The sequence below is a fragment of the Nitrospirillum amazonense genome, from assembly GCF_029594735.1.
Taxonomy (GTDB): Bacteria; Pseudomonadota; Alphaproteobacteria; order Azospirillales; family Azospirillaceae; genus Nitrospirillum; species Nitrospirillum amazonense.
Genome location: NZ_JARPAF010000002.1, coordinates 98,075 through 119,369 on the forward strand (window position 1 = coordinate 98,075; position 21,295 = coordinate 119,369).

The 21,295-nt window shown below is 68.3% G+C and carries 21 protein-coding genes and 2 tRNA genes; 10 read left to right on the forward strand and 13 right to left on the reverse strand.

The annotated features are described in order from the left end of the window. Positions 1–17: 17 nt before the first annotated feature. Both P5F91_RS06500 and bla read left to right on the forward strand, forming a co-directional pair. Positions 18–782 (forward strand): tRNA-uridine aminocarboxypropyltransferase, encoded by a 765-nt coding sequence (locus tag P5F91_RS06500; RefSeq protein WP_277906839.1) that lies wholly within the window; start codon positions 18–20, stop codon positions 780–782. Between the two features lie 113 nt (positions 783–895). Next, positions 896–1,837 carry a subclass B3 metallo-beta-lactamase gene (bla, locus tag P5F91_RS06505; protein ID WP_211106945.1) on the forward strand — a complete coding sequence of 314 codons (942 nt, stop codon included), beginning with the start codon at positions 896–898 and terminating at the stop codon, positions 1,835–1,837. 164 nt (positions 1,838–2,001) lie between these two features. On the opposite strand, the gene P5F91_RS06510 is transcribed toward bla, so the two are convergent. The 5 genes from P5F91_RS06510 to P5F91_RS06530 all read right to left on the reverse strand — a co-directional run bounded on the left by P5F91_RS06510 (position 2,002) and on the right by P5F91_RS06530 (position 7,181). Beyond that, positions 2,002–2,376: a lipopolysaccharide assembly protein LapA domain-containing protein gene (locus tag P5F91_RS06510; protein ID WP_186291181.1), complete on the reverse strand. Its 375-nt coding sequence runs from the start codon at positions 2,374–2,376 to the stop codon at positions 2,002–2,004. A gap of 116 nt (positions 2,377–2,492) precedes the next feature. Beyond that, complete coding sequence (ihfB, locus tag P5F91_RS06515) at positions 2,493–2,774, reverse strand: integration host factor subunit beta (protein ID WP_040845205.1); 282 nt, start codon at positions 2,772–2,774, stop codon at positions 2,493–2,495. Between the two features lie 429 nt (positions 2,775–3,203). Beyond that, a complete protein-coding gene (rpsA, locus tag P5F91_RS06520; RefSeq protein WP_004272478.1) occupies positions 3,204–4,928 on the reverse strand; it encodes a 30S ribosomal protein S1 in 1,725 nt (574 codons plus the stop codon). Positions 4,929–5,075: 147 nt separating this feature from the next. Beyond that, positions 5,076–5,750 carry a (d)CMP kinase gene (cmk, locus tag P5F91_RS06525; protein ID WP_145610998.1) on the reverse strand — a complete coding sequence of 225 codons (675 nt, stop codon included), beginning with the start codon at positions 5,748–5,750 and terminating at the stop codon, positions 5,076–5,078. Positions 5,751–5,846: 96 nt separating this feature from the next. Beyond that, positions 5,847–7,181, reverse strand: coding sequence for a 3-phosphoshikimate 1-carboxyvinyltransferase (locus P5F91_RS06530; RefSeq protein ID WP_277906840.1), 1,335 nt, complete (start codon positions 7,179–7,181; stop codon positions 5,847–5,849). Positions 7,182–7,456: 275 nt separating this feature from the next. Between P5F91_RS06530 and P5F91_RS06535 the strand changes: the two genes are divergently transcribed. The 4 genes from P5F91_RS06535 to P5F91_RS06550 all read left to right on the forward strand — a co-directional run bounded on the left by P5F91_RS06535 (position 7,457) and on the right by P5F91_RS06550 (position 10,397). Further along, positions 7,457–7,861, forward strand: a complete 405-nt coding sequence (locus P5F91_RS06535) for a TIGR02300 family protein (RefSeq protein ID WP_145610996.1) — start codon at positions 7,457–7,459, stop codon at positions 7,859–7,861. A 147-nt stretch (positions 7,862–8,008) separates the two neighbouring features. Further along, positions 8,009–8,084, forward strand: a tRNA-Ala gene (locus tag P5F91_RS06540). Positions 8,085–8,334: 250 nt separating this feature from the next. Then, a tRNA-Ala gene (locus P5F91_RS06545) sits at positions 8,335–8,410 on the forward strand. A 133-nt stretch (positions 8,411–8,543) separates the two neighbouring features. After that, positions 8,544–10,397 carry a M14 family metallopeptidase gene (locus P5F91_RS06550; protein WP_186454756.1) on the forward strand — a complete coding sequence of 618 codons (1,854 nt, stop codon included), beginning with the start codon at positions 8,544–8,546 and terminating at the stop codon, positions 10,395–10,397. Positions 10,398–10,461: 64 nt separating this feature from the next. Here the strand turns inward: P5F91_RS06550 and msrA are convergent, their stop codons facing one another. Continuing rightward, on the reverse strand, positions 10,462–10,971 hold the full coding sequence (gene msrA / locus P5F91_RS06555) for a peptide-methionine (S)-S-oxide reductase MsrA (RefSeq protein WP_277906841.1): 510 nt from the start codon (positions 10,969–10,971) through the stop codon (positions 10,462–10,464). Between the two features lie 124 nt (positions 10,972–11,095). On the opposite strand from msrA, the gene P5F91_RS06560 reads away from it, so the two are divergent. Further along, positions 11,096–12,028 (forward strand): DMT family transporter, encoded by a 933-nt coding sequence (locus tag P5F91_RS06560; protein WP_277907859.1) that lies wholly within the window; start codon positions 11,096–11,098, stop codon positions 12,026–12,028. Here P5F91_RS06560 and hslO read toward each other — a convergent pair. The 3 genes from hslO to P5F91_RS06575 form a co-directional block, all read right to left on the reverse strand. Continuing rightward, positions 12,010–12,975, reverse strand: coding sequence for an Hsp33 family molecular chaperone HslO (gene hslO / locus P5F91_RS06565; RefSeq protein ID WP_277906842.1), 966 nt, complete (start codon positions 12,973–12,975; stop codon positions 12,010–12,012). The two genes, P5F91_RS06560 and hslO, sit on opposite strands and share 19 nt — an antisense overlap. Positions 12,976–13,076: 101 nt before the next feature. Further along, positions 13,077–14,003 (reverse strand): ornithine carbamoyltransferase, encoded by a 927-nt coding sequence (gene argF, locus P5F91_RS06570; protein WP_145610994.1) that lies wholly within the window; start codon positions 14,001–14,003, stop codon positions 13,077–13,079. A gap of 14 nt (positions 14,004–14,017) precedes the next feature. Beyond that, entirely contained in the window at positions 14,018–15,175 is a 1,158-nt protein-coding gene (locus P5F91_RS06575) for an aspartate aminotransferase family protein (protein WP_277906843.1), read from the reverse strand. A 446-nt stretch (positions 15,176–15,621) separates the two neighbouring features. Here P5F91_RS06575 and P5F91_RS06580 point away from each other — a divergent pair, with 446 nt between their 5' ends. Both P5F91_RS06580 and P5F91_RS06585 read left to right on the forward strand, forming a co-directional pair. After that, on the forward strand, positions 15,622–16,035 hold the full coding sequence (locus P5F91_RS06580; RefSeq protein WP_145610992.1) for a bactofilin family protein: 414 nt from the start codon (positions 15,622–15,624) through the stop codon (positions 16,033–16,035). An 88-nt stretch (positions 16,036–16,123) separates the two neighbouring features. Beyond that, on the forward strand, positions 16,124–16,708 hold the full coding sequence (locus P5F91_RS06585) for a helix-turn-helix transcriptional regulator (RefSeq protein WP_277906844.1): 585 nt from the start codon (positions 16,124–16,126) through the stop codon (positions 16,706–16,708). Here P5F91_RS06585 and P5F91_RS06590 read toward each other — a convergent pair. Both P5F91_RS06590 and P5F91_RS06595 read right to left on the reverse strand, forming a co-directional pair. Further along, entirely contained in the window at positions 16,705–17,268 is a 564-nt protein-coding gene (locus P5F91_RS06590) for a hypothetical protein (RefSeq protein ID WP_145610990.1), read from the reverse strand. The two genes, P5F91_RS06585 and P5F91_RS06590, sit on opposite strands and share 4 nt — an antisense overlap. Positions 17,269–17,521: 253 nt before the next feature. Continuing rightward, on the reverse strand, positions 17,522–18,547 hold the full coding sequence (locus tag P5F91_RS06595; RefSeq protein ID WP_422394456.1) for a nucleoside hydrolase: 1,026 nt from the start codon (positions 18,545–18,547) through the stop codon (positions 17,522–17,524). Positions 18,548–18,611: 64 nt separating this feature from the next. On the opposite strand from P5F91_RS06595, the gene P5F91_RS06600 reads away from it, so the two are divergent. Then, positions 18,612–19,397: an HAD-IB family phosphatase gene (locus P5F91_RS06600; protein WP_277906845.1), complete on the forward strand. Its 786-nt coding sequence runs from the start codon at positions 18,612–18,614 to the stop codon at positions 19,395–19,397. A gap of 178 nt (positions 19,398–19,575) precedes the next feature. On the opposite strand, the gene P5F91_RS06605 is transcribed toward P5F91_RS06600, so the two are convergent. After that, positions 19,576–20,439: an SAM hydrolase/SAM-dependent halogenase family protein gene (locus P5F91_RS06605; RefSeq protein ID WP_277906846.1), complete on the reverse strand. Its 864-nt coding sequence runs from the start codon at positions 20,437–20,439 to the stop codon at positions 19,576–19,578. Positions 20,440–20,569: 130 nt separating this feature from the next. After that, complete coding sequence (locus P5F91_RS06610) at positions 20,570–21,292, reverse strand: Bax inhibitor-1/YccA family protein (RefSeq protein ID WP_004272069.1); 723 nt, start codon at positions 21,290–21,292, stop codon at positions 20,570–20,572. Between the last annotated feature and the right edge of the window lie 3 nt (positions 21,293–21,295).

Consider the following 21,295-nt stretch of genomic DNA (forward strand, 5'->3'; position numbering starts at 1 on the left):
AGAGAACGCTGGTTGAGATGACCGACGACACCGTGCCGCCGGCGGAAGACGCCGCCCCCCAGCCCGCCGCCGCCCCGGCCGCCTGTCCCCGTTGCGCCAAGCCACTGGACCTCTGCGTTTGCGAAGGTATCACGCCCATCGAGACCCGGCTGGAGGTGCTGGTGCTGCAGCATCCCCAGGAACAGGACGTGGAACTGGGCAGCGCCCGGCTGCTGACCCTGGGCCTGGCGCGCGGCCGGCTGAAGGTGGGGCTGTCCTGGCCCAATTTGGCGAAAGCCTTGGGCAGAGAGGCCGACCCGCGCCGTTGGGCCGTGCTGTACATGGGCTCGGGCGACGACGCCGTCGCCACACAGCCCGGTACCCTGCGCCTTGTGGACAGGAAGGGCCAGACGGTGGAGGACCCCACCGTGCTGGCCGACCTGGAGGGCATCATCCTGCTGGACGGGTCCTGGTCGCAGGCCAAGGCCCTATGGTGGCGCAACGCCTGGCTGCTGAAGCTGCGCCGCCTGATCGTCCATCCGGATTTCGTTTCCGCCTACGGCAACCTGCGCCGCGAGCCCCGGCGCGAAAGCGTGTCGACGCTGGAGGCCGGCGCCTTCGCCCTGGCCAAGCTGGAGGGGGACGACACACTGGTGGAGCGGCTGCGCGCACCCTTTATCGCCCTGGTGGCCCGCTACCGCGCCGTGCGCGGAAACCGCCCGCCCAAGGCCGCTGCCAACCGGCCGGCCGGCGAGGGCAGCCGCAAGCCCGACTGGCGCGGCCGCAAGCGCCGGCCCCGGTAGCGGAAAACGCTACCATCTAGTGCGTGGCGAGTGACGCACCGGCCCTTTTTTAGCCAGAATTGGCGGTCACACACGCGGAAGTTTCCCCTCCCCAAGACCTCGGACCGCCTCCCATGACCCTGCGCCTCGCCCTCGCCGCCCTTCTGTTGTGCGGCGTTGCCGCCCCCGTCATGGCTGCCGAGGTCGGGGCTGCCGAGCCGACGCCGCGGACGATGACGCAGCCGGCGGCGGCCTGTCCGGAGGGGGCGGACTGGAACATGCCGGCGGCGCCGCTGCATATCTATGCCGATACGTGGTACGTCGGCACCTGCGGCCTGTCCTCCATCCTCATCACCTCGCCACAAGGCCATGTGCTGATCGACGGCGCCACGGAGAAGGCGGCCCCGCTGATCGAGGCCAATATCCGCGCCCTGGGTTTCAAGGTGGAGGATGTGCGCATCATCCTGAACAGCCATGAGCACCTGGACCACGCCGGGGGCATCGCCCAGTTGCAGCGGGACTCGGGTGCCACGGTCATGGCCCTGTCGGCCGCGGCCGGCGCGCTGGAGCACGGCAAGGGCGACCGGGGCGACCCGCAGTACCTGAGCATCGAGGCCTTCCCCGCCATCCCGCATGTGAAGCGCCTGAAGGACGGGGAAGAGGTGACCCTGGGCCCCATCCGCCTGACGGCCCATGCCACGCCGGGCCACACGCCGGGCGCCACCACCTGGACCTGGGACAGCTGCCAGGATGGCCGCTGCCACCACATCGTCTACGCCGACAGCCTCAGCGCCTACACCGACGACGTCTACCGCTATTCGGACGAGGCAGCGCATCCGGGGGTGCTGGCCCGCTTCCGCCAAGCCATCGCCACCATGGCCGCCCTGCCCTGCGACATCCTGCTGACGCCCCATCCCGACGCCTCGCAGATGTGGAAGCGCCTGGGCCCCAACGCCACCCTGCCCCTGGTGGACGAGACCGCCTGCCATCGCTACGGCGAGGCGGTGACCGCCCGCCTGGACAAGCGTCTGGCGGATGAGGCGGCGAAAACGGAAAAGGAAAAGGCGGGCCGCTGAGAGCCGCCTGTAACCCAACACGTCAAACCAGCGGCATGAAATCATTTCATGCCGCTGCAGGATGCGACCGCATCCGCCACAGTTTTCCGGAGAGTGTCAGCGGACTGGAAAACGAGGAAGCCAAGCGGCCGGATGGCCGCGCCCGGCGCTTGAGGGCAAGCCAACTAGCGCAGCGACATCACCCGCACGTCGGCGGGCGGGGCCGCCGCCGCACCCGCGGCCCGGTCGGCGGCGGCAATGCGCTTTTCCAGATCGGCCGCGTGCAAGCGGGCCGCGTCCAGGTCGCGCTGCAGCTGGTCGCCCCGCGCCCGCTCCTTGCGCAGGGCCCGGCGGTGCTTGCCGGCCGACAGCCAGGAAATCAGGCCGCCGGCGAGGAAGCCCACCAGCAGGGACACGAACACCACCGCAAAGGACGGCGCCACCACCGCGCCGTCCAGCGGCCACAGCGTCAGGCGCACCAACTCCTCATTCACGATGGCGAAGTCGATGGCGACGAGGGCCAGGGGTATGGACACGATCCAGGAAAGGTAACGCAGCACTGGCCGCTCCACTGGCAACGGCCGCCCTGGACCGCCCCCGGATGGGGCGGCCCCTGGGGCGGCGCCGAGAAGGTCCCGACGGAACCGCCGGGACCGGGTCCCACAGATGGGGGCTATCAGTCGGTGTTCAACTGCTCACGCAGCTGCTTGCCCGTCTTGAAGAAGGGAATGAACTTCTCATCCACGTCCACCGCCTGGCCCGTGCGGGGGTTGCGGCCGGTGCGGGCGTCGCGCCGTTTCACGGAGAAGGCACCGAAGCCGCGCAACTCCACCCGGTCACCCCGGGCCAGAGCCTCGGTGATCTCGTCGAAGATGGTGGTGACGATCTTTTCCACATCGCGCTGGTAGAGGTGCGGATTGAGTTCCGCCAGCCGCATGATGAGTTCCGACTTGGTCATCGGCAATTCCCCCTTGGGCAATCGGTCCCGGTCTCGCGGGAACGCTATCTTTATCGTGTCGTTGGTGCCTCCCGGCAGGCCGACGGCCTGGGCGTACATCCACCCACGCCTAGCAGGTCCTGATACCGCGCCCCGCTTCCCCTGGTGGCAGGCCTCGGCTAGGCCCCCGTGGGGTCGGGGTCACGGCCTCCGTCGCCGCCCGTCCTCCCTCAACTGTGCCGGAGCGGACCCGTCCTGGCAAGGGTAAGGTCTTCATACTCTTGCATTATCGCTGATTGAACTCAGCCTTTCGGGGGCCCTCCCCGTCGAGCTCCTCCGTCCGGCCAAGCCGGCTGGATAAGAAAAAAGCCGCCCCCGGTTGCCCGGGGACGGCCTTTTCCTACTCAAGACCCGGATGGGCCCTGAAACTCAGTCCTGACGGACCAAGTCTCAGGCCTCGTCCTTGTCCTTCTGGGCGCGCTTCAGCGCGGCGCCCAGGATATCGCCCAGCGAAGCGCCCGAGTCGGACGAACCGAACTCGGCCATCGCCTGCTTCTCTTCCTCGACTTCCTTCGCCTTGATCGACAGGCCGATCTTGCGGCTGGCGCGATCGATCTGCGTGACCTTGGCGTCGACCTTCTCGCCGACGGCGAAACGGTCCGGGCGCTGCTCGGAACGCTCACGCGACAGGTCGGACTTGCGGATGAAGCCGGTGAAGCCGTCGACGACCGACACCTCGATGCCGCCCTCGGTGATGGCGGTGACGGTGCAGGTGACGACGTCGTTCTTCTTGACGCCGGCGACGGTGGCTTCGAACGGATCGCTGGCCAGCTGCTTGATGCCCAGGCTGATGCGTTCCTTTTCCACGTCGACGTCCAGGACCTTCACGCGGACGTGATCGCCCTTCTTGTAGTCCTGGATGGCCTCTTCACCCGACTTGTTCCAGTCGAGGTCGGACATGTGGACCATGCCGTCGATGTCGCCCGGCAGACCAACGAACAGACCGAACTCGGTGATGTTCTTGACCTCGCCTTCCAGCTCGGTGCCGGCCGGGAACTTGTCGACGAACGTCTCCCACGGGTTGTCCAGGCACTGCTTGAGGCCCAGGGAGATGCGGCGCTTCTGCGGATCCACGTCCAGCACCATGACCTCGACCTCCTGGGAGGTGGAGACGATCTTGCCGGGGTGGACGTTCTTCTTGGTCCAGGACATCTCGGAGACGTGCACCAGACCCTCGATGCCGGGCTCCAGCTCCACGAAGGCGCCGTAGTCGGTGATGTTGGTGACGCGGCCCTTGAACTTGGCGCCGACCGGGTACTTGGCTTCCACGCCTTCCCACGGATCAGCCTCAAGCTGCTTCATGCCCAGGCTGATGCGCTGGGTTTCGGAGTTGAAGCGGACGACCTGGACCGTAACGGTCTGGCCGATCTGCAGGGCTTCCGAGGGGTGGTTGATGCGGCGCCAGGCGATGTCGGTGACGTGCAGCAGGCCGTCGACACCACCCAGATCCACGAACGCGCCGTAGTCGGTGATGTTCTTGACCACACCCTGCAGAACCTGGCCTTCCTTGAGGTTGGCCACCAGCTCCGAACGGGCCTCGGCGCGGCTCTCTTCCAGAACGGCGCGACGCGACACGACGATGTTGCCGCGCGAGCGGTCCATCTTCAGGATCTGGAAGGGCTGCGGGGTGCCCATCAGCGGGGAGATGTCGCGCACCGGGCGGATGTCCACCTGGCTGCCCGGCAGGAAGGCCACGGCGCCCGACAGGTCGACCGTGAAGCCGCCCTTGACGCGGCCGAAGATGATGCCGGTGACGCGCTGCTGTTCGGTGAACGCACGCTCCAGCTGGGTCCAGGCCTCTTCGCGCTTGGCCTTCTCGCGCGACAGCATGGCTTCGCCGTGCTTGTCTTCCATGCGCTCGAGGTAGACCTCGACCGTGTCGCCGATCTTCAGCTCAACCGGCTGACCGGGGACGGCGAATTCCTTCAGCGCGACCCGGCCTTCGGACTTCAGACCAACGTCGATGAGCACCATGTCGTTCTCGATGTTGAGAACGGTGCCCTTAACCACCGTGCCTTCGAGGCTCTCGCTCGTGCCGAGCGACTCTTCCAGAAGGGCGGCGAAACTTTCCTTCATCCCACGGTCTTGGGACTTGGCGGCGGAAACCTGGGCCATTTAAACTCCTTGAGTGGATCCAGCACAGGCCCGTTCCAACCCCCCGGCAGACGCCCGGCCGACAGGAGGTTAACTTGGCCCATGGCGTCGGACACCATGCCCGGCGACTTGGGTTGAGTTGGGGGCCGCGCGGCCTAACCGTCCGTTTTAAAGGAAGCCGGGAAACGCGGGTCTGGAGCGGATGAAGTCCGTGGCGGCGACGAATGCCTGTTCGGCATCCATCATGGACGTATCAAGCAAAAACGCGTCGACAGCGGGCTTCAGCGGTGCCACCGCCCGTTGACTGTCACGCGCATCACGAACTTTCATGTCCTCCAGGACGGCCTCGTATATAGCCTCAGCGCCAGTATTCCGCAACTCCGACAAACGGCGCCGGGCGCGGACCTCAACGTCGGCGGTCACATAGAGCTTGGCGGGCGCGTCGGGGCAGACCACGGTGCCGACATCGCGGCCGTCCAGCACCGCGCCTTTCGCGCCGCCGGGCGGGTGGTTGGCGAAATTGCGCTGGAAATCCAACAGGGCCGCCCGCACCTCGGGCACCACCGAGACCTTGGAGGCAGCGACCGCCACCGCGTCCTGGCGCAGCGCCGGGTCGTTCATCAGGGGCAGCACGGTGGCGGGATCGAGGCCCTGGGCGGCGGCGATGGCGGCCTGCGTGTCGTCCGGCGCATGGCCGGCCCGCAACAGCGTCAACCCCACCGCGCGGTACAGCGCGCCCGTGTCCAGGTGGGCGAAGCCCAGGGTGGCGGCCAGGCGGCGGGCCAGCGTGCCCTTGCCGCTGGCGGCCGGGCCGTCGATGGCGACGATGAAGGAAGAAGTCATGGGGATGGGGCGCCTTCGCCGAGCAAGTGGAACCGGAAGGGGGACAGGCCGGTGGCCTAACACCGCCCGCCCCGCCTGGCAAGCCGGCCCCACCCCTCACTCTTGCGTGATGGCGGCGCCAAGGGCGTTGAGCAAGGAGGCGGCCGCCGGGCCCAGGCTGGACCGCACGGCTATGGGGTGCGCAGCTGCGGTGCCCAGCGCCAGGAAGGCCGGCGCCAGGTCGGCATCGACCTCCACCGTCGCCCCGCCCTGCGGCGGCTGGCCGTCGCCGGTGACGGTCAGGACATCCGCCCCTGCCGACACCGTGACTCCGCAGGCGCCCAAGGCCGCCACCAGGGACGGCACCATTCGGGCCAGGCGAAGGGGCAGGCCGCGCAGCACCGTCGTGCCCCGGGCGCAAGACGCCGCCACCGCCACCAGCGCCAGCTCACCGGTGCTGAGGGATGCGGCCGCGACCTCAACCCCGTGCAAGGCATGCGCTGGCGGGTGCAGCCGCAGGTCGGCCACGGGTTCGCCCTCGCTGGCGGCCTGACCCGCCGCCGCCCGGATGGCGCCCATGTCGCCCACGCCCATGTCGCGCAGCACGGGAAGCAGGGCGATGCGGTGTTCATTGACGCCGACGTGGGGCAGCGCGATGCCGGGGCCGGGGCGCAGGGCGGCGGCCACCAGGGCGGCGCCCGCCAGGGAGGCGTCGCCCGGCACCGCCACCCTGGCCGGCCGCAGTTCCCGCTGGCCGTCGATACTGACGGCCCAGGCGCCGTCCGGCTGGTGGCGGGCGGTGACAGTGGCGCCGAACTGGCGCAACAGGCGTTCGGTATGGTCGGCGGTGGGCGTTTCCTCCACCACCGTGGTGCGGCCGGCGACGTTGAGCGCGGCCAGCAGCAGGGCGGACTTCACCTCGCACGCCACCGGGGCCAGCGGCCGGTGGTCCACCGGCACCGGCCGGGCCGTGCCGCGCACCAACAACGGGGGATGGAAGCCGCCCAGCCCGTCACCGGCGGGAGTGAAGGCCGCCCCCATGCGCGCCAATGGAGGCAATGCCGTCTTCAGGAAAGTGGTGGCGGCAGGATGGCTGGTGGTGAGGAAGGTCTCGCCCCCTTGCGTGGCCAAGAGGCCGGCCAGCAAGGCGAAGGCCAGGCCGTCGGGGCCGACGTCCAGCAGGCCCGGGGCCTGGCGCAGGCCGCCAACGCCCACGCCGTGGACCCGCCAGGCGCCCTCGCCCAGTGGCTCAAGATGGGCCCCCAGCGTGCACAGGGCCCGCACCAGCGGCTCCAGCCCGACGGGGGCGCCCGTCACCCGGCTCTCCCCCACGGCCAGCGCCGCCAGCACCAGGGCGCGCGCCGCGATGGCGGCGTCGCCCGGCACCACCACCGTGCCGCCCAGCGGCGGGACGGGGGATGAGATCCAGGTGGACAAGGCGGGCGCGGACATGGGGATTGGAGTCCCTGGAATGGCGGGGCGGAACAGCGTCCAGGATGGCCCTACCCCCGCCGCCGCGCAAGGCGTTGGGGCCCGGGGACTGCCCAGGGGGCCCCGATGGGCGCCGCCGCATGGGACGAAAGCGCCCCCTTGTGGGTGTCTTCGAGGATTCACGTTTGACAGGGGGCGGGCTTCATGGCAAACGCCCGCTCCTGTACCTTTTTATATGAAGCGTGGACATGGCCGGCCCGGGCCGTCGTCACGCGTGTTTTTGACGGAGGATTGCCGTGGCGAAACCGGAATGGGGCACCAAGCGGATCTGCCCGAACTGCGGCACCCGCTATTACGACATGCGGAAGAATCCGCCGACTTGCCCCTCGTGCTCGACCGTGTTCGATCCTGAGGCCCTGCTGAAGTCCCGCCGCGCCCGTCCCATCCTGGCCGACGACACCAAGAAGCCGGTCCTGGATGACGAGGACACCGGCGTGGAGGTCGAGGACGAGGAGAAGGAAGAGGCCTTGGAAGAGGCCGAAGTCGACCTGGAGGTCGATGACCTGGAGGAAGCCGAGACCGCCGACGAGGTGCCCGGCGACGATGATGAGGACGTCCTGCTGGAGGACGCCGAGGAACTGGGCGACGAGGATGACATGGGCGAGGTGGTCGACGTCGAAGGTGGCGACGAGGACCGCTAAAGTCTGAGCAATTTCAGGGCGTTGGCCGTTCCGGAAAAAAGTTTGGAAATCCCCGATTTTTCTCTTGATCCGGCCGGCGCATCTGAGCATATTCCCGCCCACACCACGCCAGCCCCCAGGCGGCGCGGACCGAGTTAAAAATGGTTTGGGGCTATAGCTCAGCTGGGAGAGCGCTACAATGGCATTGTAGAGGTCAGCGGTTCGATCCCGCTTAGCTCCACCAAATTCCGAAAGGCCGGCTGACGACTCAGCCGGCCTTTTGTGTTTCTGATCCGATTGACTGGCCCTGCCGCTACTTTTTCTTTTCCAATGCCGAGGATGGCGGTGCCACCTGTCACATGACTGAAAGACATGCCAGGGTCGCGGATGAAATTGCGCGCTTGATCTCCGCCCCGCATCTGCGCATATTCCCGGCCTCACCGCCGCCGCCCAGGTCACGGGCCCCCAGAAGCGGTGTCCGAATTCCAAGGTTCGGGGCTATAGCTCAGCTGGGAGAGCGCTACAATGGCATTGTAGAGGTCAGCGGTTCGATCCCGCTTAGCTCCACCAAATCCAAAAGCCCGGCTGGCCTGTCCAGCCGGGCTTTTGCGCTTTCGGTGTTCTGGCAAAAGCATTCTTGAAAGCCCCCGGTCCGCCGGGTGATGGTCGATTCCCATCTCTTCGCCCATCCCGAGTCCCGCCCATGCCCCACCCTCATCGCCTGGCGCTCTGCGCCATCCTGATGCTGTCCGTCGCCGCCCCCGCCTTGGCGGCCGCGCCCGGCCCCCGGACCGGGCCCCAGACCGGCCCCTGGGACACGGACTTCCTGCCGCCGCTGCCTCCCTGGCACGGCGCGTCGGAAAAGCTGGTGGTGCCGGCGACTGATCCCTGGGCCACCCCGGCGGAGCTGACGGGCCTGACCGCCACGCCCAGCTATGATGAGACCCGCGCCTTCATCGACCGGCTGGTCGCGGCATCACCCCTGCTGCGGCAGGAGGTGTTCGGTGTGTCGCCCGAGGGGCGGGAGATGGTGGCCGTGCTGGCGGCCAAGGGCCTGATCGACGGCAAGCCGGACCCGGCCAAGCCTCTGCTGCTGGTGCAGGCCGGCATCCACGCCGGCGAGATCGACGGCAAGGACGCCGGGCTGATGCTGCTGCGCGACATCACCCAGCGGGGCAAAGACGGCCTGCTGAACCGCGTGAACCTGCTGTTCGTGCCCATCTTCAACGTTGATGGACATGAGCGCGCCGGCGCCTACAACCGGCCCAACCAGCGCGGCCCCATGAACCAGGGCTGGCGCACCACGGCGCAGAACCTGAACCTCAACCGCGACTACGGCAAGCTGGACACGCCAGAGATGCGGGCCATGATCGCCCTGATCCGCCGCTACCAGCCGGACCTGTACCTGGACATCCATGTCACCGACGGCATGGACTACGCCTATGACATCACCTTCGGCAACGACGAGGGTGCCGCTGGGGACCTGTTCTCCCCCGCCATAGACCGCTGGCTGGCGGGCCCCTTCAAGACGGAGGTGGGCCAAGCCCTGGCCAAGGCCGGCCACGTCCCCGGCCCCCTGGTGACGGAGGCCGACGGCCGCAAGCCGGAGGGCGGCATCGCCGGCGGCACCACGCCCCTGCGCTATTCCATCGGCTACGGCAACCTGGCGCATATCCCCACCGTGCTGGTGGAGAACCACTCGCTGAAGCCCTATCGCCAGCGGGTGCTGGGCACCTATGTGCTGATCGAGCGGTCGCTGACCCTGCTGGCGGAACAGGGTGCTGCCCTGCGTCAGGCCGTGGCGTCCGACCGTGACCGCCGCCCCGTCACCCTGCCCGTGGCGTTCGAGGTGGAGAAGACGCCCAGCGCCAGCGTGGAGTTCCGGACCATGCGGCATGAGAGCTACATCTCCCCCGCCTCGGGCGGGGTGGAGGTGCGCTGGCTGGGGCGGCCGGGCGCCACGGTGCGCATGCCCGTCTTCCTGGATCACCCCAGCGTCACCGTCGCGCGGCCCGAGGCCTATTGGGTGCCGGCGACCAAGCCGGAGATCATCGCGCGGCTGCGCCTGCACGGCCTGGCGATGGAAACGCAGGATCAGCCGCGCGAGATCACGGTGGACGCCGTGCGCCTGACGGAGCCCAAGCTGGCCACCGAGACCAACGAGGGCCATGTCATGCTGGACACGTCCGGGTATGTGCATGAGACGCGCACGGTGTTGTACCCCAAGGGCAGCGTGCGCGTACCCACCGACCAGCCTCTGGGCGACCTGGCCGGCCAGCTGCTGGAGGCGGAGAGCACCGAGTCGTTCCTGGCCTGGGGCTTCTTCCCCGAGATCCTGCAACGCACGGAATATATCGAACCCTACGCCATCGCCCCGCTGGCCGAGCGCATGCTGGCCGCCGACCCGGCCCTGAAAGCCGCCTTCGAGGCCAAGCTGAAGGCCGACCCCGGCTTCGCCGCCAACCCGGACCAGCGCCTGGCCTGGTTCTATGACCGTACGCCCTACAGCGATGCCGCCTACCTGCGCTATCCCGTAGGGCGGGAGATGGGGCGCTGACGCGAAAAAGGCCGCCCCCGGGATGGGAGGCGGCCTTTCTTCAATTCGGCGTCCGAGCGAGCGTTTACTTGCCGGTCAGCACCCAGTCGGGGCGGACCCAGTGGCAGGTGTAGCCGCCGATGTTCTTTTCCAGATAGTCCTGGTGATAGTCCTCGGCCTCCCAGAAGGTGCCGGCCGGAACGATCTGGGTGACGACCTTACCGGGCCAGCGGCCCGACGCGTCAACCTCGGCCATCACCTCCTCAGCCGCCGCCTTCTGCTCGGGCGAGGCGTAGAAGATGGCGCTGCGATACTGGCTGCCGATGTCGTTGCCCTGGCGGTTGGCCGTCGTCGGGTCGTGGATCTGGAAGAAGAACTCGATCAGGCGGCGATAGGTCAGCCTGGCCGGATCGAAGGTGATCTCGATGGCTTCGGCGTGGCCGGTGGTGCCAGTCTTCACGTCCTTGTAGGTCGGGTTCCGCAGCTCACCGCCGATGTAGCCCACGCGGGTGTCCACCACGCCCGGCACCTTGCGGATCAGATCTTCCATACCCCAGAAGCAGCCACCAGCCAGCGTCGCGGTTTCGGTCGTCATTGTCGTCATCCTTGGGAAAGGCAATCAGTCAGGCACTGCAAGTAAGCGCTGGCGGGTCCCGCTTCAACAGCGATGTTGGCCCAAAGAGTGTCGGCCGGGTCGATGAGCGGTTACAGTGGCGCCCATGCGTTCCGCCTATCTCTCCCTCACCGCCGCCATGGTCTTGGTGGGCCTGTCCGTGCCCATCAGCAAGATGGCGGTCGCATCCGTGCCGCCGCTGGTGGCCGCTGATGTGCGCTTCACCCTGGTGGCCCTGGCGCTCAGCCCCTGGGCCGTGCGCCATGCGCGCCGCGTCCTGCCGGCCACGGGCGGCGACTGGGCCAGCCTGGCCCTGCTGTCGCTGTTCGGCATGATGCTGTTCAACGTCTTCCTGATGTACGGCCTGCGGGGCACCAGCGCCACCACCGCCGGCATCCTGACCAGCACCATCCCCGCCGTGACCGCCCTGTGCGCCGCCGCCATCCTGCGCGAGCGGTTGACCCTGCGGAATGGCGCGGCCATCGCCTTGGCCATGGCCGGGATCGCCGCCCTGAACCTGGCGTCCGGCGGTCACGAGGGTGGCGGCGGCGCCGGCGACACGCTGCGCGGCAACGCCCTGGTCCTGGGGGCCGTGGTGTCGGAGGGGTTGTACAACGTCTATGCCCGCCGCCTGGGCGGCGTGTCGCCCCTGGCCGTGACCTTCCTTGCCAATCTGATGGCGGCGGTCCTGGCCCTGCCCTTCGCCGTCGTGACGGCGCGGGGAATGACGCTTCAGTCGCTGTGGGGCGCCCTGTCGCCAGGCGCCTGGACGCTGTACGCCGCAGCCTCGCTGGGCAACGGCCTGGTGGCGGTGATGTTCTGGCTGCGCGGCGCGGCCCACATCCCCGCCAGCCGTAGCGGCCTGTTCACCGGCCTGCTGCCCGTCACCGTGCTGGTGCCGTCCCTGTTCCTGTTGGGTGAGCGGCCGACCCTGGCCCACGCCCTTGGGTTGGCGGGCGTGCTGGCCGGCATCGCCGTGGGCGTCATGCCCGGGCGAAACCGGCCAGCGACAGCGCGACCTCAGGAAGCCGAGCCGTAAACGGTCTCAAGCTCGGCATCGTCGAAGCGGTAGTGGGTGCTGCAGAACTCGCACGCGACGTCCACGGCGCCATCGACCTTCAGGTCGGCCACTTCCTCACGCGGCAGGGACTTCAGCACCGTCACCACCCGCTCCCGCGAGCAGCGGCACTGCGCCGCCAGGCCGTGCGGGTCGTAGGCCCGCACCTCTTCCTCATGGAACAGGCGGAACAGCACGTCGTTCACCGGCAGCGCCGGGTCCAGCACCTCGGCCGGGGTGACGGTGGACAACAGGGCCATGGCCCGGCGCCAATCGTCCTCCAGGTCGCTGGGCTTGGCGTCCGACGCCACGCTGCCGGCATCCTCATCCGGCAGGGCCTGCAGCATGATGGCACCGCCACCCCAAGCGCCCCCGTCAGATAGGCCGGCATGGACGACGATGCCCGTGGCCAGCTGTTCCGACTGGGTGAAGTAGTGGCGCACGCAATCGTCCATGCGATCACCCTCCAGGCCGACGATGCCCTGGTAGCGCTGGGTGTGCTCGCCCTGGTCGACGGTGAAGGCCAGATAGCCCTTGCCCAGCAGGGCGGGCACGGGCGCCTTCTCGACCTCATCCGTCAGGGCGGCCTTCAGCTTGTCCTCATCGAACTGGGCGTAGCCGCGCACGGCGCCGGCGCTGGTGACGTCGGCCACCATCAGGTTGATGGGGCCGTCACCCTTGGTCTGCAGGGTGAACACGCCCTCATACTTCAGCGCCGCCGCCAGCGTGGTCGCCAGCGTGATCGTTTCCGCCAGCATCTGGGCGACGGGGCCCGGATAGGCGTGGCGGCCCAGGATCTCGTCCAGCACGGGGCCTAAGCGCACCATGCGGCCGCGCAGGTTGGACCGGTCCAGCTGGAAGGGCTGCACCACGTCGATGTCCCGGGAATCAAGGGCGGAGGCGAGGGTGGAAACGGCGGCGGTGGTCATGATCGCTTACCCCAAAAACAAAGGCGCCCGACCGGGGTCAACCGATCGGGGCCTTATGGATAACCTCAAGGCCGGACAAGCTTGGTCCGGTACCGGAACGATCAGGCGTTCAGGCACCAGGCCAGGATGCCCTTCTGGGCGTGCAGGCGGTTTTCCGCCTCGTCCCAGACGACGGACTGCGGACCATCGATGACGGAGGAGGTCACCTCCTCCTCCCGATGGGCCGGCAGGCAATGCATGAATATGGCGTCGGGGGAGGCCAGTTTCATCAGCGCGTCATTGACCTGGAAGGGGGCCAGCAATGCCATGCGCGCAGGCGCATCCTTGTGATGCATGGATACCCAGGTGTCCGTCACCACGATGTCGGCGCCCTCGGCCGCGGCCTTGGGATCTTCCGTCACCACCAGGCGGGCGCCTTCGCGCGCCGCCCAGGCGATGGTGTCGGCCGTGGGCTGCAGGCTGGCCGGCGCCGCCACGCGCATTTCGAAGCCGAAGCGGGCGGCGGCATGGATCCAGCTCTGGCAGACGTTGTTGGCATCGCCGCTCCAGCAGACCACACGGCCCTCGATGGGTCCGCGCTTCTCCTCGAACGTCATGATGTCCGCCATGATCTGGCAGGGGTGGGAGGTGTCGGTCAGGCCGTTGATGACGGGGATGCTGGCGGCCCCCGCCATCTCATGCACCTTGGTCTCATGGTCCGTGCGGATCATGATGACGTTGACGAAGCGCGACAGCACCCGGGCCGTGTCGGCGATGGTTTCGCCATGGCCCAGCTGAATCTCGCGCCCCGTCAGGGTGATGACATCACCGCCCAGTTGGCGCATCCCCACCTCGAACGAAACGCGGGTGCGGGTGGACGGCTTCTCGAAAATGGTGGCCAGCGTCAGGCCCCGGAAGGGCTGGGGATGCTGGGCCGTGCCGTTGGTCTGCTTCAGGTCCCGGCCCCGCTTCAGGATTTCGCGCAGCGTGGCCGTATCGAAATCGCTGATGTCCAGGAAATGCCGGACCGTCTTGGTCGTCGCGGTCATGATGTGGGTACCCCTCAAGCCGCCAGGGCCGCGCAGGTGCGGTCCAGGATGGCTACGGCCTCGTTGATCTCGGCCTCGCCCACGATCAGCGGCGGCAGGATGCGGACGACGTTGTCGGCGGCGGAGACCACCAGCATGCCGTTGTCGCGCAATGCCGTGACCAGGTCGCCCACCGGCGTCACGCACTTCACGCCCAGAATCAGGCCCTTGCCGCGCACGCTGTCCAGCACGGTGGGGTGGCGCGCCACCAGCTCTTCCAGCTTGCCCTGCAGCAGGTCGCCCTTGGCGATGACGTTGTCCAGGAAGCCCGGCTGCGTCATCACGTCCAGCACGGCGTTGCCGACGGCCATGGCCAGCGGGTTGCCACCGAAGGTGCTGCCATGGGTGCCGGCGACCATGCCCTGGGCCGCCTTCTCGGTGGCCAGGCACGCGCCCAGCGGGAAGCCGCCGCCGATGCCCTTGGCGATGCACATCACGTCCGGGGTGACGCCCGCCCATTCATGGGCGAACAGCTTGCCGGAACGGCCCATGCCGCTCTGGATCTCGTCGAAGTACAGCAGCAGGCCGTACTCGTCGCAGATGGCGCGGAGGGCACGCAGGTAATCCAGGCTGGCCGGACGCATGCCGCCCTCGCCCAGGATGGGCTCCACCAGGATGGCGGCCGTCTGCGGCGTGATGGCGGCGCGCAACTCGTTCAAATTGTCGTAGGCCACCCGGTCGAAGGCGTCCAGCAGAGGGCCGAAGCCCTTCACCATCTTATCCTGGCCGCTGGCGGCGATGGCCGTCATGGTACGACCGTGGAAATTGCCGCCGACGACGATGAAACGCGTCTTCTCCGGATGGCCGGTCTCATAGTGATACTTGCGTACCAGCTTCACACCGCATTCCCACGCCTCGACGCCGGAATTGGTGAAGAACATGGTGTCGGCGAAGGTCAGTTCCCGCAGGCGGCTGGCCAGCTTCTCCTGCCCTGCCACGCGGAATAGGTTGGAGGTGTGCCACAGCTTGTGCGCCTGCTCGGTCAGCTTCTCCACCAGGTAGGGATGGGCGTGACCGAGGGCGTTCACCGCGATGCCGCTGGTGAAATCCAGGAATCGTCGGCCGGTGGTGTCGTAAAGGAAGCAGCCCTCACCCCGCTCGAACACAACGTCGATCCGGGAATAGGTCGGCATCACGACAGGAATCACGGCCAGACACTCCTTTATTTCTTGAGGCGCGTTACACGGAATTATCATAAAACCAGGGCCACCCCCGGCGCGCCAACCGGGGTTTGGAACCGCCGACTATTGTGTGCCGCTGGGCCTCCGTCAATCGCAACCCGCCCTATCCTGCAGGTCCCCTGCCATGCGCCCCTAGTACGGGACGCATGCGCGCCGGTGAAGCCAAGGGGGCATCCCCCGCCTGGCCGCCCCGGGAGATGTTGCGAAAAGCCTCAGAAACGCTTAAGAGTTTTGCAGTGTCCGGCCCGTTTTGGCGGGGGCGGCGGTGCATCGTGGGGAATGCGCGCCGGCCCGGACGAGGAATTTCCGACCTCCGGCGCGCGCCGGGTGTTTTCAGCTTCCGGCCCCGCGCCGGATATTTCCAGGTTCCGGCCTGCGCCGGACTATGAGGGGGACCGATGGCCAGTGACATCCTCGATCCGCGCAGCTTTTTGCGGCCGGGCCTGAACGGCGGACCGCAGACGGAATCGACGCCCGACCTGGGCGGCGGGGTCACCACCATCTCGCCCGAAGCCCGTATCGAGGGCGCCAAGATCTCCCATTGCCACACCCTGCACGTCGCCGGCCGCCTGGTCGATGTGACGCTGAACGAGGTGAAGGTGCTGGAGGTGGCTGAGGGGGGCCACTTCGAGGGCACCGCCGTGGTGGAGAGCATGAAGGTTTCCGGCCGCGCCACCGGCACCATCGAGGTGACAGGCACCCTGTCCATCGGTGAGACCGGCCAGGTCGACGGCACCATCCGTTACGGCCGCATCAGCATTGCCGACGGCGGTTCCATCTCCGGCACCATCCAGAGCGGCAAGTCGCACTGAGTGGCCGGGACGCGCAAGTCCGGGACGCGTGAGTCTGGTGTCATCGGGGGCGGCCTTCGGGTCGCCCCTTCGTTTTTGGGAGGCGGGCATGGAAGGACGGTCGGCCAGCCACACCGTGGGCCAGGATTTGCGCCGCCTGCGCCGGCTGCGCGGCCTAAAGCAGGGCCATGTGGCCGAGCTGCTGGGCGTGACCCAGGCCACCGTGTCGCGCTGGGAACGGGGCTTGGCCTGGCCGGATGAGACGCACGCCGCCCCTATCGCCGCGTTGCTGAGCCCGGGCCGGGCGGGCCAGGACGCTGCCCTGAAGCGGCTGGTCCAGCGCTCCCGCGATCCGGTGCATCTGATCTGTGATCGCAGCCACCGCCTGCTGGCGGCATCCGCAGCGCGCGAGGCGGAATGGACGGTGTCGGCCAGCACGGTGCTGGGCCAGCCCTTGCTGTCCTATGCCACGCCGCAGATTTTGGACGCGGAAGCCGGCCTGGCCGGCGCCGGCTGGTACGACCGGCCGGACGGCGTGCTGGATCTGGAGACCGAGACCAACCACCGCCCCGACCTGCTGATCCGCCGCAGCCGCATGCGCTGGGAACGCATCCTGTTGGAGGACGGCACCGCCGGCCGGCTGGTCACCACCCTGCGCTGGGGCGGGCCCGCCCCGGAAACGACGAAAAACTAAGCACTCATCTCCTGAGCGGCCAGGATGCCCTGCAGGGTATCGCCGCCGGCGATGGGCACGCCGCTGCGCGCACCGGTCTGGTTGCTGTTGGCGGCCATCTGGCTGCCGAAACCGTTCTGGCCGCTGCCATCGGCCGCCGTCTGGGTGGCGTCTTCCAAGCCGCTCTTGCCATCCTTGCCGGAGGCGGTCATCTGCCGGACCTTCTGCTCCACCTCGCGCATGATCTGGCGTTCCAGGTCGGCGCGCTGATCGGCGGGCATGTTGGCCACGTCCTGGGAGGTCAGGCCCTTGGACTGCAGCGTGTCCTCGGCGATCTTCTGCTTCATCTGCTTGATCTGATAGGACCAATACCCCTGGAAGCCGCCAGTGGTCATGTCCTTCAGCATGGTTTGCGGATCGTCGTCACCCTTCAGCAGGTCGGCGAAGGCGCTGTCGGTCTGGCTGATGGACAGGGCGCTCTGCGAGCCGGCCGGACCGACGCCCCCGCTGCCCGCGGCGCCGAAGCCGCCATAGGCATTGGCCGCGGACTGGGTGTGGTTGCTGGTGTTCAGGAACGACATGGTCTTCGGTCCTTGGCCCCTGGGGTGGAACGACGCGGTCCCCATGGTGCCCGTGGGCAGCCATGGTTAACGCCGTATTCCCAAGCAAGGCCCGGGCCGCCGCTGTCACCGGCGAAAACCCAGGCGATGCGCCGGTTTTGCCGGCGCCAAGGCCGGCCAGCCATGCCCCTGCCCTGTGCCAACCCAGGCAAAAGATTCCGACAGATCGGCAACTATTGCCGATCTGTCATTGTCGCCAGGATCCGCCGGGGTATCAGCCGAAGCGCCGCAGCCGTTCCACCAGCAGGTCGAAGAAGGCGTCGCTGTCGGCCTTCAGCATGACGGTGGCGTTGCGCGGCCGGCCGGTGGTGTTCCAACGGTCGATCACCGTCTGGCCCGTGGTCAGCGGGCTGCCGGTCTCGATCTCCACATTCACGGACTTGCCCTCGAAGATGCCCGGCCGGATCAGCCAGGCGATGACGCAGGGGTCGTGCAGCGGACCGCCGTCGGTGCCGTACTTGTGCTCGTCGTACCGCTGGTAGAAGTCCAGCATCTCGTACGTCGCCTGGGCCACGCGGTTGCCCACGGCCTGGATGCGATCCATGTGGCGACGCGCGGTCAGGACTTGGTGGGTGACGTCCAGCGGGAACATGACGATGGGCACGCCCGATTTGAAGACGATGTCGGCGGCGTGCGGGTCGACGTAGATGTTGAATTCAGCGCAGGGGGTGGAATTGCCGCCCTCCATCTGCGCGCCGCCCATCAGCACGATCTGGCGCAGGCGGGAGGATATCGCCGGTTCCTTCACCAGGGCGCGGGCGACATTGGTCAGCGGCCCCAGGGGGCACAGGGTGACGGTGCCCGGCTCCTCCCGCATCGCTGTCTCGATGATGAAATCCACGGCGTGCTGCGCCTGCAGCGGCATGGTGGGCTCTGGCAGGACCGGGCCATCCAGGCCGGTATCGCCGTGCACCTCCGGCGCCGTGTGCAGCAGGCGAACCATGGGCCGGTCGCAACCGGCGAACACCTTCACATCCGGCCGGCCCGCCAGCTCACACACGCGGCGGGCGTTCTTCTCTGTCCATGGTAGGGGCGCGTTCCCCGCCACGGCGGTGATGCCCAGCACCTCCACATCCTCGGGACTGGCCAAGGCCAGCAGGATGGCCACGGCATCGTCCTGGCCAGGATCGGTGTCGATGATGATCTTGTAGGGCTTGGCCGCACCTGGGGTGGCGGCGGCAAGGGTGGTGGGGGTGGTGATCATGGGGCTGCCGTCGGTCTTGAGCGGAAAGGCCGACACTTAACGCGAAAACCACTTGAGAGGAAGCCGCCCACCCCGTTTTATGGCGCGGATGAACCGGGGGTTGCGCCCCATCCGCCTGTCGCAGAGCTTCATGCCGACCATGTCCCAGTCCAACGCCCCCAACACCGCCGCCCCCGTGGTGGCCGCCCGCGCGGGCGACATCTCCCAGGAAAGCGACTTGCCGGGCCTGGCTGTGTTCGACTTCGATGGCACCCTGGCGCGGGGTGACAGCTTGCTGCCCTTCCTGGCGCGGGTGGCCGGGGGCGAAACCCTGCGCCGCCACCTGGCCGGCAGCGTGGCCGGTGCCGCGTCGCGCCGGTTACCGGTTCGCCCCCTGGCCAGCCGCCACCTGCCTGGCAGGGAAACCCTGGTGAAAGGCGGTGATGCCGGCGACGCGGATGATGATTTCAAGACGGCCTTCAAGCGCCGGCTGCTGCGCCGCTGCCTGGCCGGCGTGCCGCTGGAGCGGGCACAGGAAGCGGCGGCGGAGATGGGGGCCTGGGTCCGCTGGCACACCCCGCTGCGCGACACCCTGATGCGCCATGCCGATCAAGGCCACCGCATCCTGGTGGCCACCGGCGCGCTCACCCTGTACATGCCGGCCCTGCTGGCCGACCTGCCGGTGCATGACCTGCTGGGCACCGAGATGGCGGTGGGCGAGGACGGCCTGCTGACGGGCGAGATGGTGGCCGGCAACTGCGTGCGCGCGGAAAAGGCCCGGCGCCTGGCCCTGTGGATGGAGGAGACGGGGCCCTATGGCCGCCGCTGGGGCTATGGCAACCAGCCCAGCGACCTGCCCTTCCTGGCCCTGATGGACGAGGCGACGGTGGTGCCTACGGCGCATTAGTTTCGCCCTCAACCGCCGGGCGCCGCCTTCCGGCGGCTTGGCTCATCCTCGTTTTGCAGTCCGCTTCGCTCCCCACAAAACTCCGGCGGCCCCAGTCAGGGCCTACCCGGTCGGGGCTTACCCAGTCGGGGCTTACGTTGGGAGCCGAAGCCCCATACCGCCTCCTATCGTTTGCCGTCTATAGCTTGATGTAAGGCGCGCGCACGCCGATGGGGGAGCCCAGGGTGAAGCCCAGTGCCGCATCGGCACGGCCCTGGTTCACCGCGATTTCCACCAGGCCGCTGGAGTTCACGTACCAGAAGGCCGTCCCCGGCGGCACGGCGCCAAAGGTGCGGGCGGGTTCCACCGCCCGGCCGCCACCGGGACCGCCCACCCACAGTCGGGCGTCGGGCGCCACACCGCCGTCCAGCACCCCGGCGGGCCGCAGGCCGGTCCAGCCGTTGCCATAGCTGTCGATGTAAAGGATGCGGCCATTGTCGGCCGCCCCGCCATCCCCCGTTCCGTACAAGGGGGCGGCACCGACAAGGTCGGCCAGGGCCAGGGGGCGGGCCCAGTCCCCCAGCTCCTGCCCTGCGGCGGCCAGGGCCGCCACCGGCGCGAACAGGTCGCGGCCATGGAAGGAGACGGACAGGGCCTCGGGTCGCCAAGTGACCTCCCACGCCTCGGCCAGGCCACCGGTGGCGGTGGTATCGGCGATCAGCGGCTGAAACAGGCCGTTGTCCGGCCCCACCAACCAGACGGGGCACCCCTGGGGGCGGCCCTGCCCGCCGGACAGCCTCACGGCCAGGGGCCGGCGCGCCGTGCCCACACCGGGATCGACTACGGCCAGGAAAACGGCTGGCACCGTGGTGGGCGGCAGGGCGGCCAGGGTGGCCGGCAGGATGGCGGCCAGCAGGCGGCCGGCGGCCAGGGGATCGAAGGCGGGGGCGTCGTGCATCAGGTCGATGATGGGGGTACCCAACGGCGCGCGGGCCGCCAGCACCGCCTGCATCTGGCCGACATAGGGGCCGGACCAGCCGAAATCGGTGTAGAGGAAGATCATGGCGGCGAACCTCTGGGGGCGGCGCAGTGAACGGGACCTGCCCGATCATGACCGGCGGCGGCGCCAAAAGGAAAGGGCCGCCCGGTTTCCCGGACGACCCCACAACCTTCCCGCTGCCGGTGGGTTCCGCTTAGTTGCGGCGGTCGCCCATCAGCTGCATCAGGGAGATGAAGATGTTGATGAAGTCAAGATACAGGCTCAGCGCGCCCATGACGGCCAGCTTGGTGTTGGCCTCGACACCCCAGGATTCGGCATACATCTCCTTGATGCGCTGGCTGTCATAGGCGGTCAGGCCCGTGAAGATCAGCACACCCAGCACCGACACCGCGAACTGCAGCGCGCTGGAAGCCAGGAAGATGTTGACCAGGCTGGCGATGACCAGGCCGATGACGCCCATGATCAGGAACGAGCCGAACTGCGTCAGGTCGCGCTTGGCGGTGTAGCCATATAGCGAGGCGCCGGCGAAGGTGGCGGCCGAGATGAAGAACACGCGGGCGATGCTGGCGCCGGTGAACACCAGGAAAAGGCTCATGAGCGACAGGCCCATGACGGCGCAGTAGGCGAAGAAGACGGTGCGCAGCGTGCCCGACGACATGCGGTTGATGCCGGCCGACAGCGCGAACACGAAGCCGATCGGCGCCAGCATGACCACCCACTTCAGGGGCGTGCCGAAGATGGCCGCCACCAGGGCCGGGGACTGGGCCCCGAAGAAGGCGACAAGGCCGGTGACGATCAGGCCGACAGTCATGTAGTTGAAAACGCGCAGCATGTGCTGGCGCAGGCCCTCATCGAACAGGGCCCGGTCGTAAGCGCCGGTGCTCGACGCAAAACGATTGTAGGGTCCAATAGCCATGAC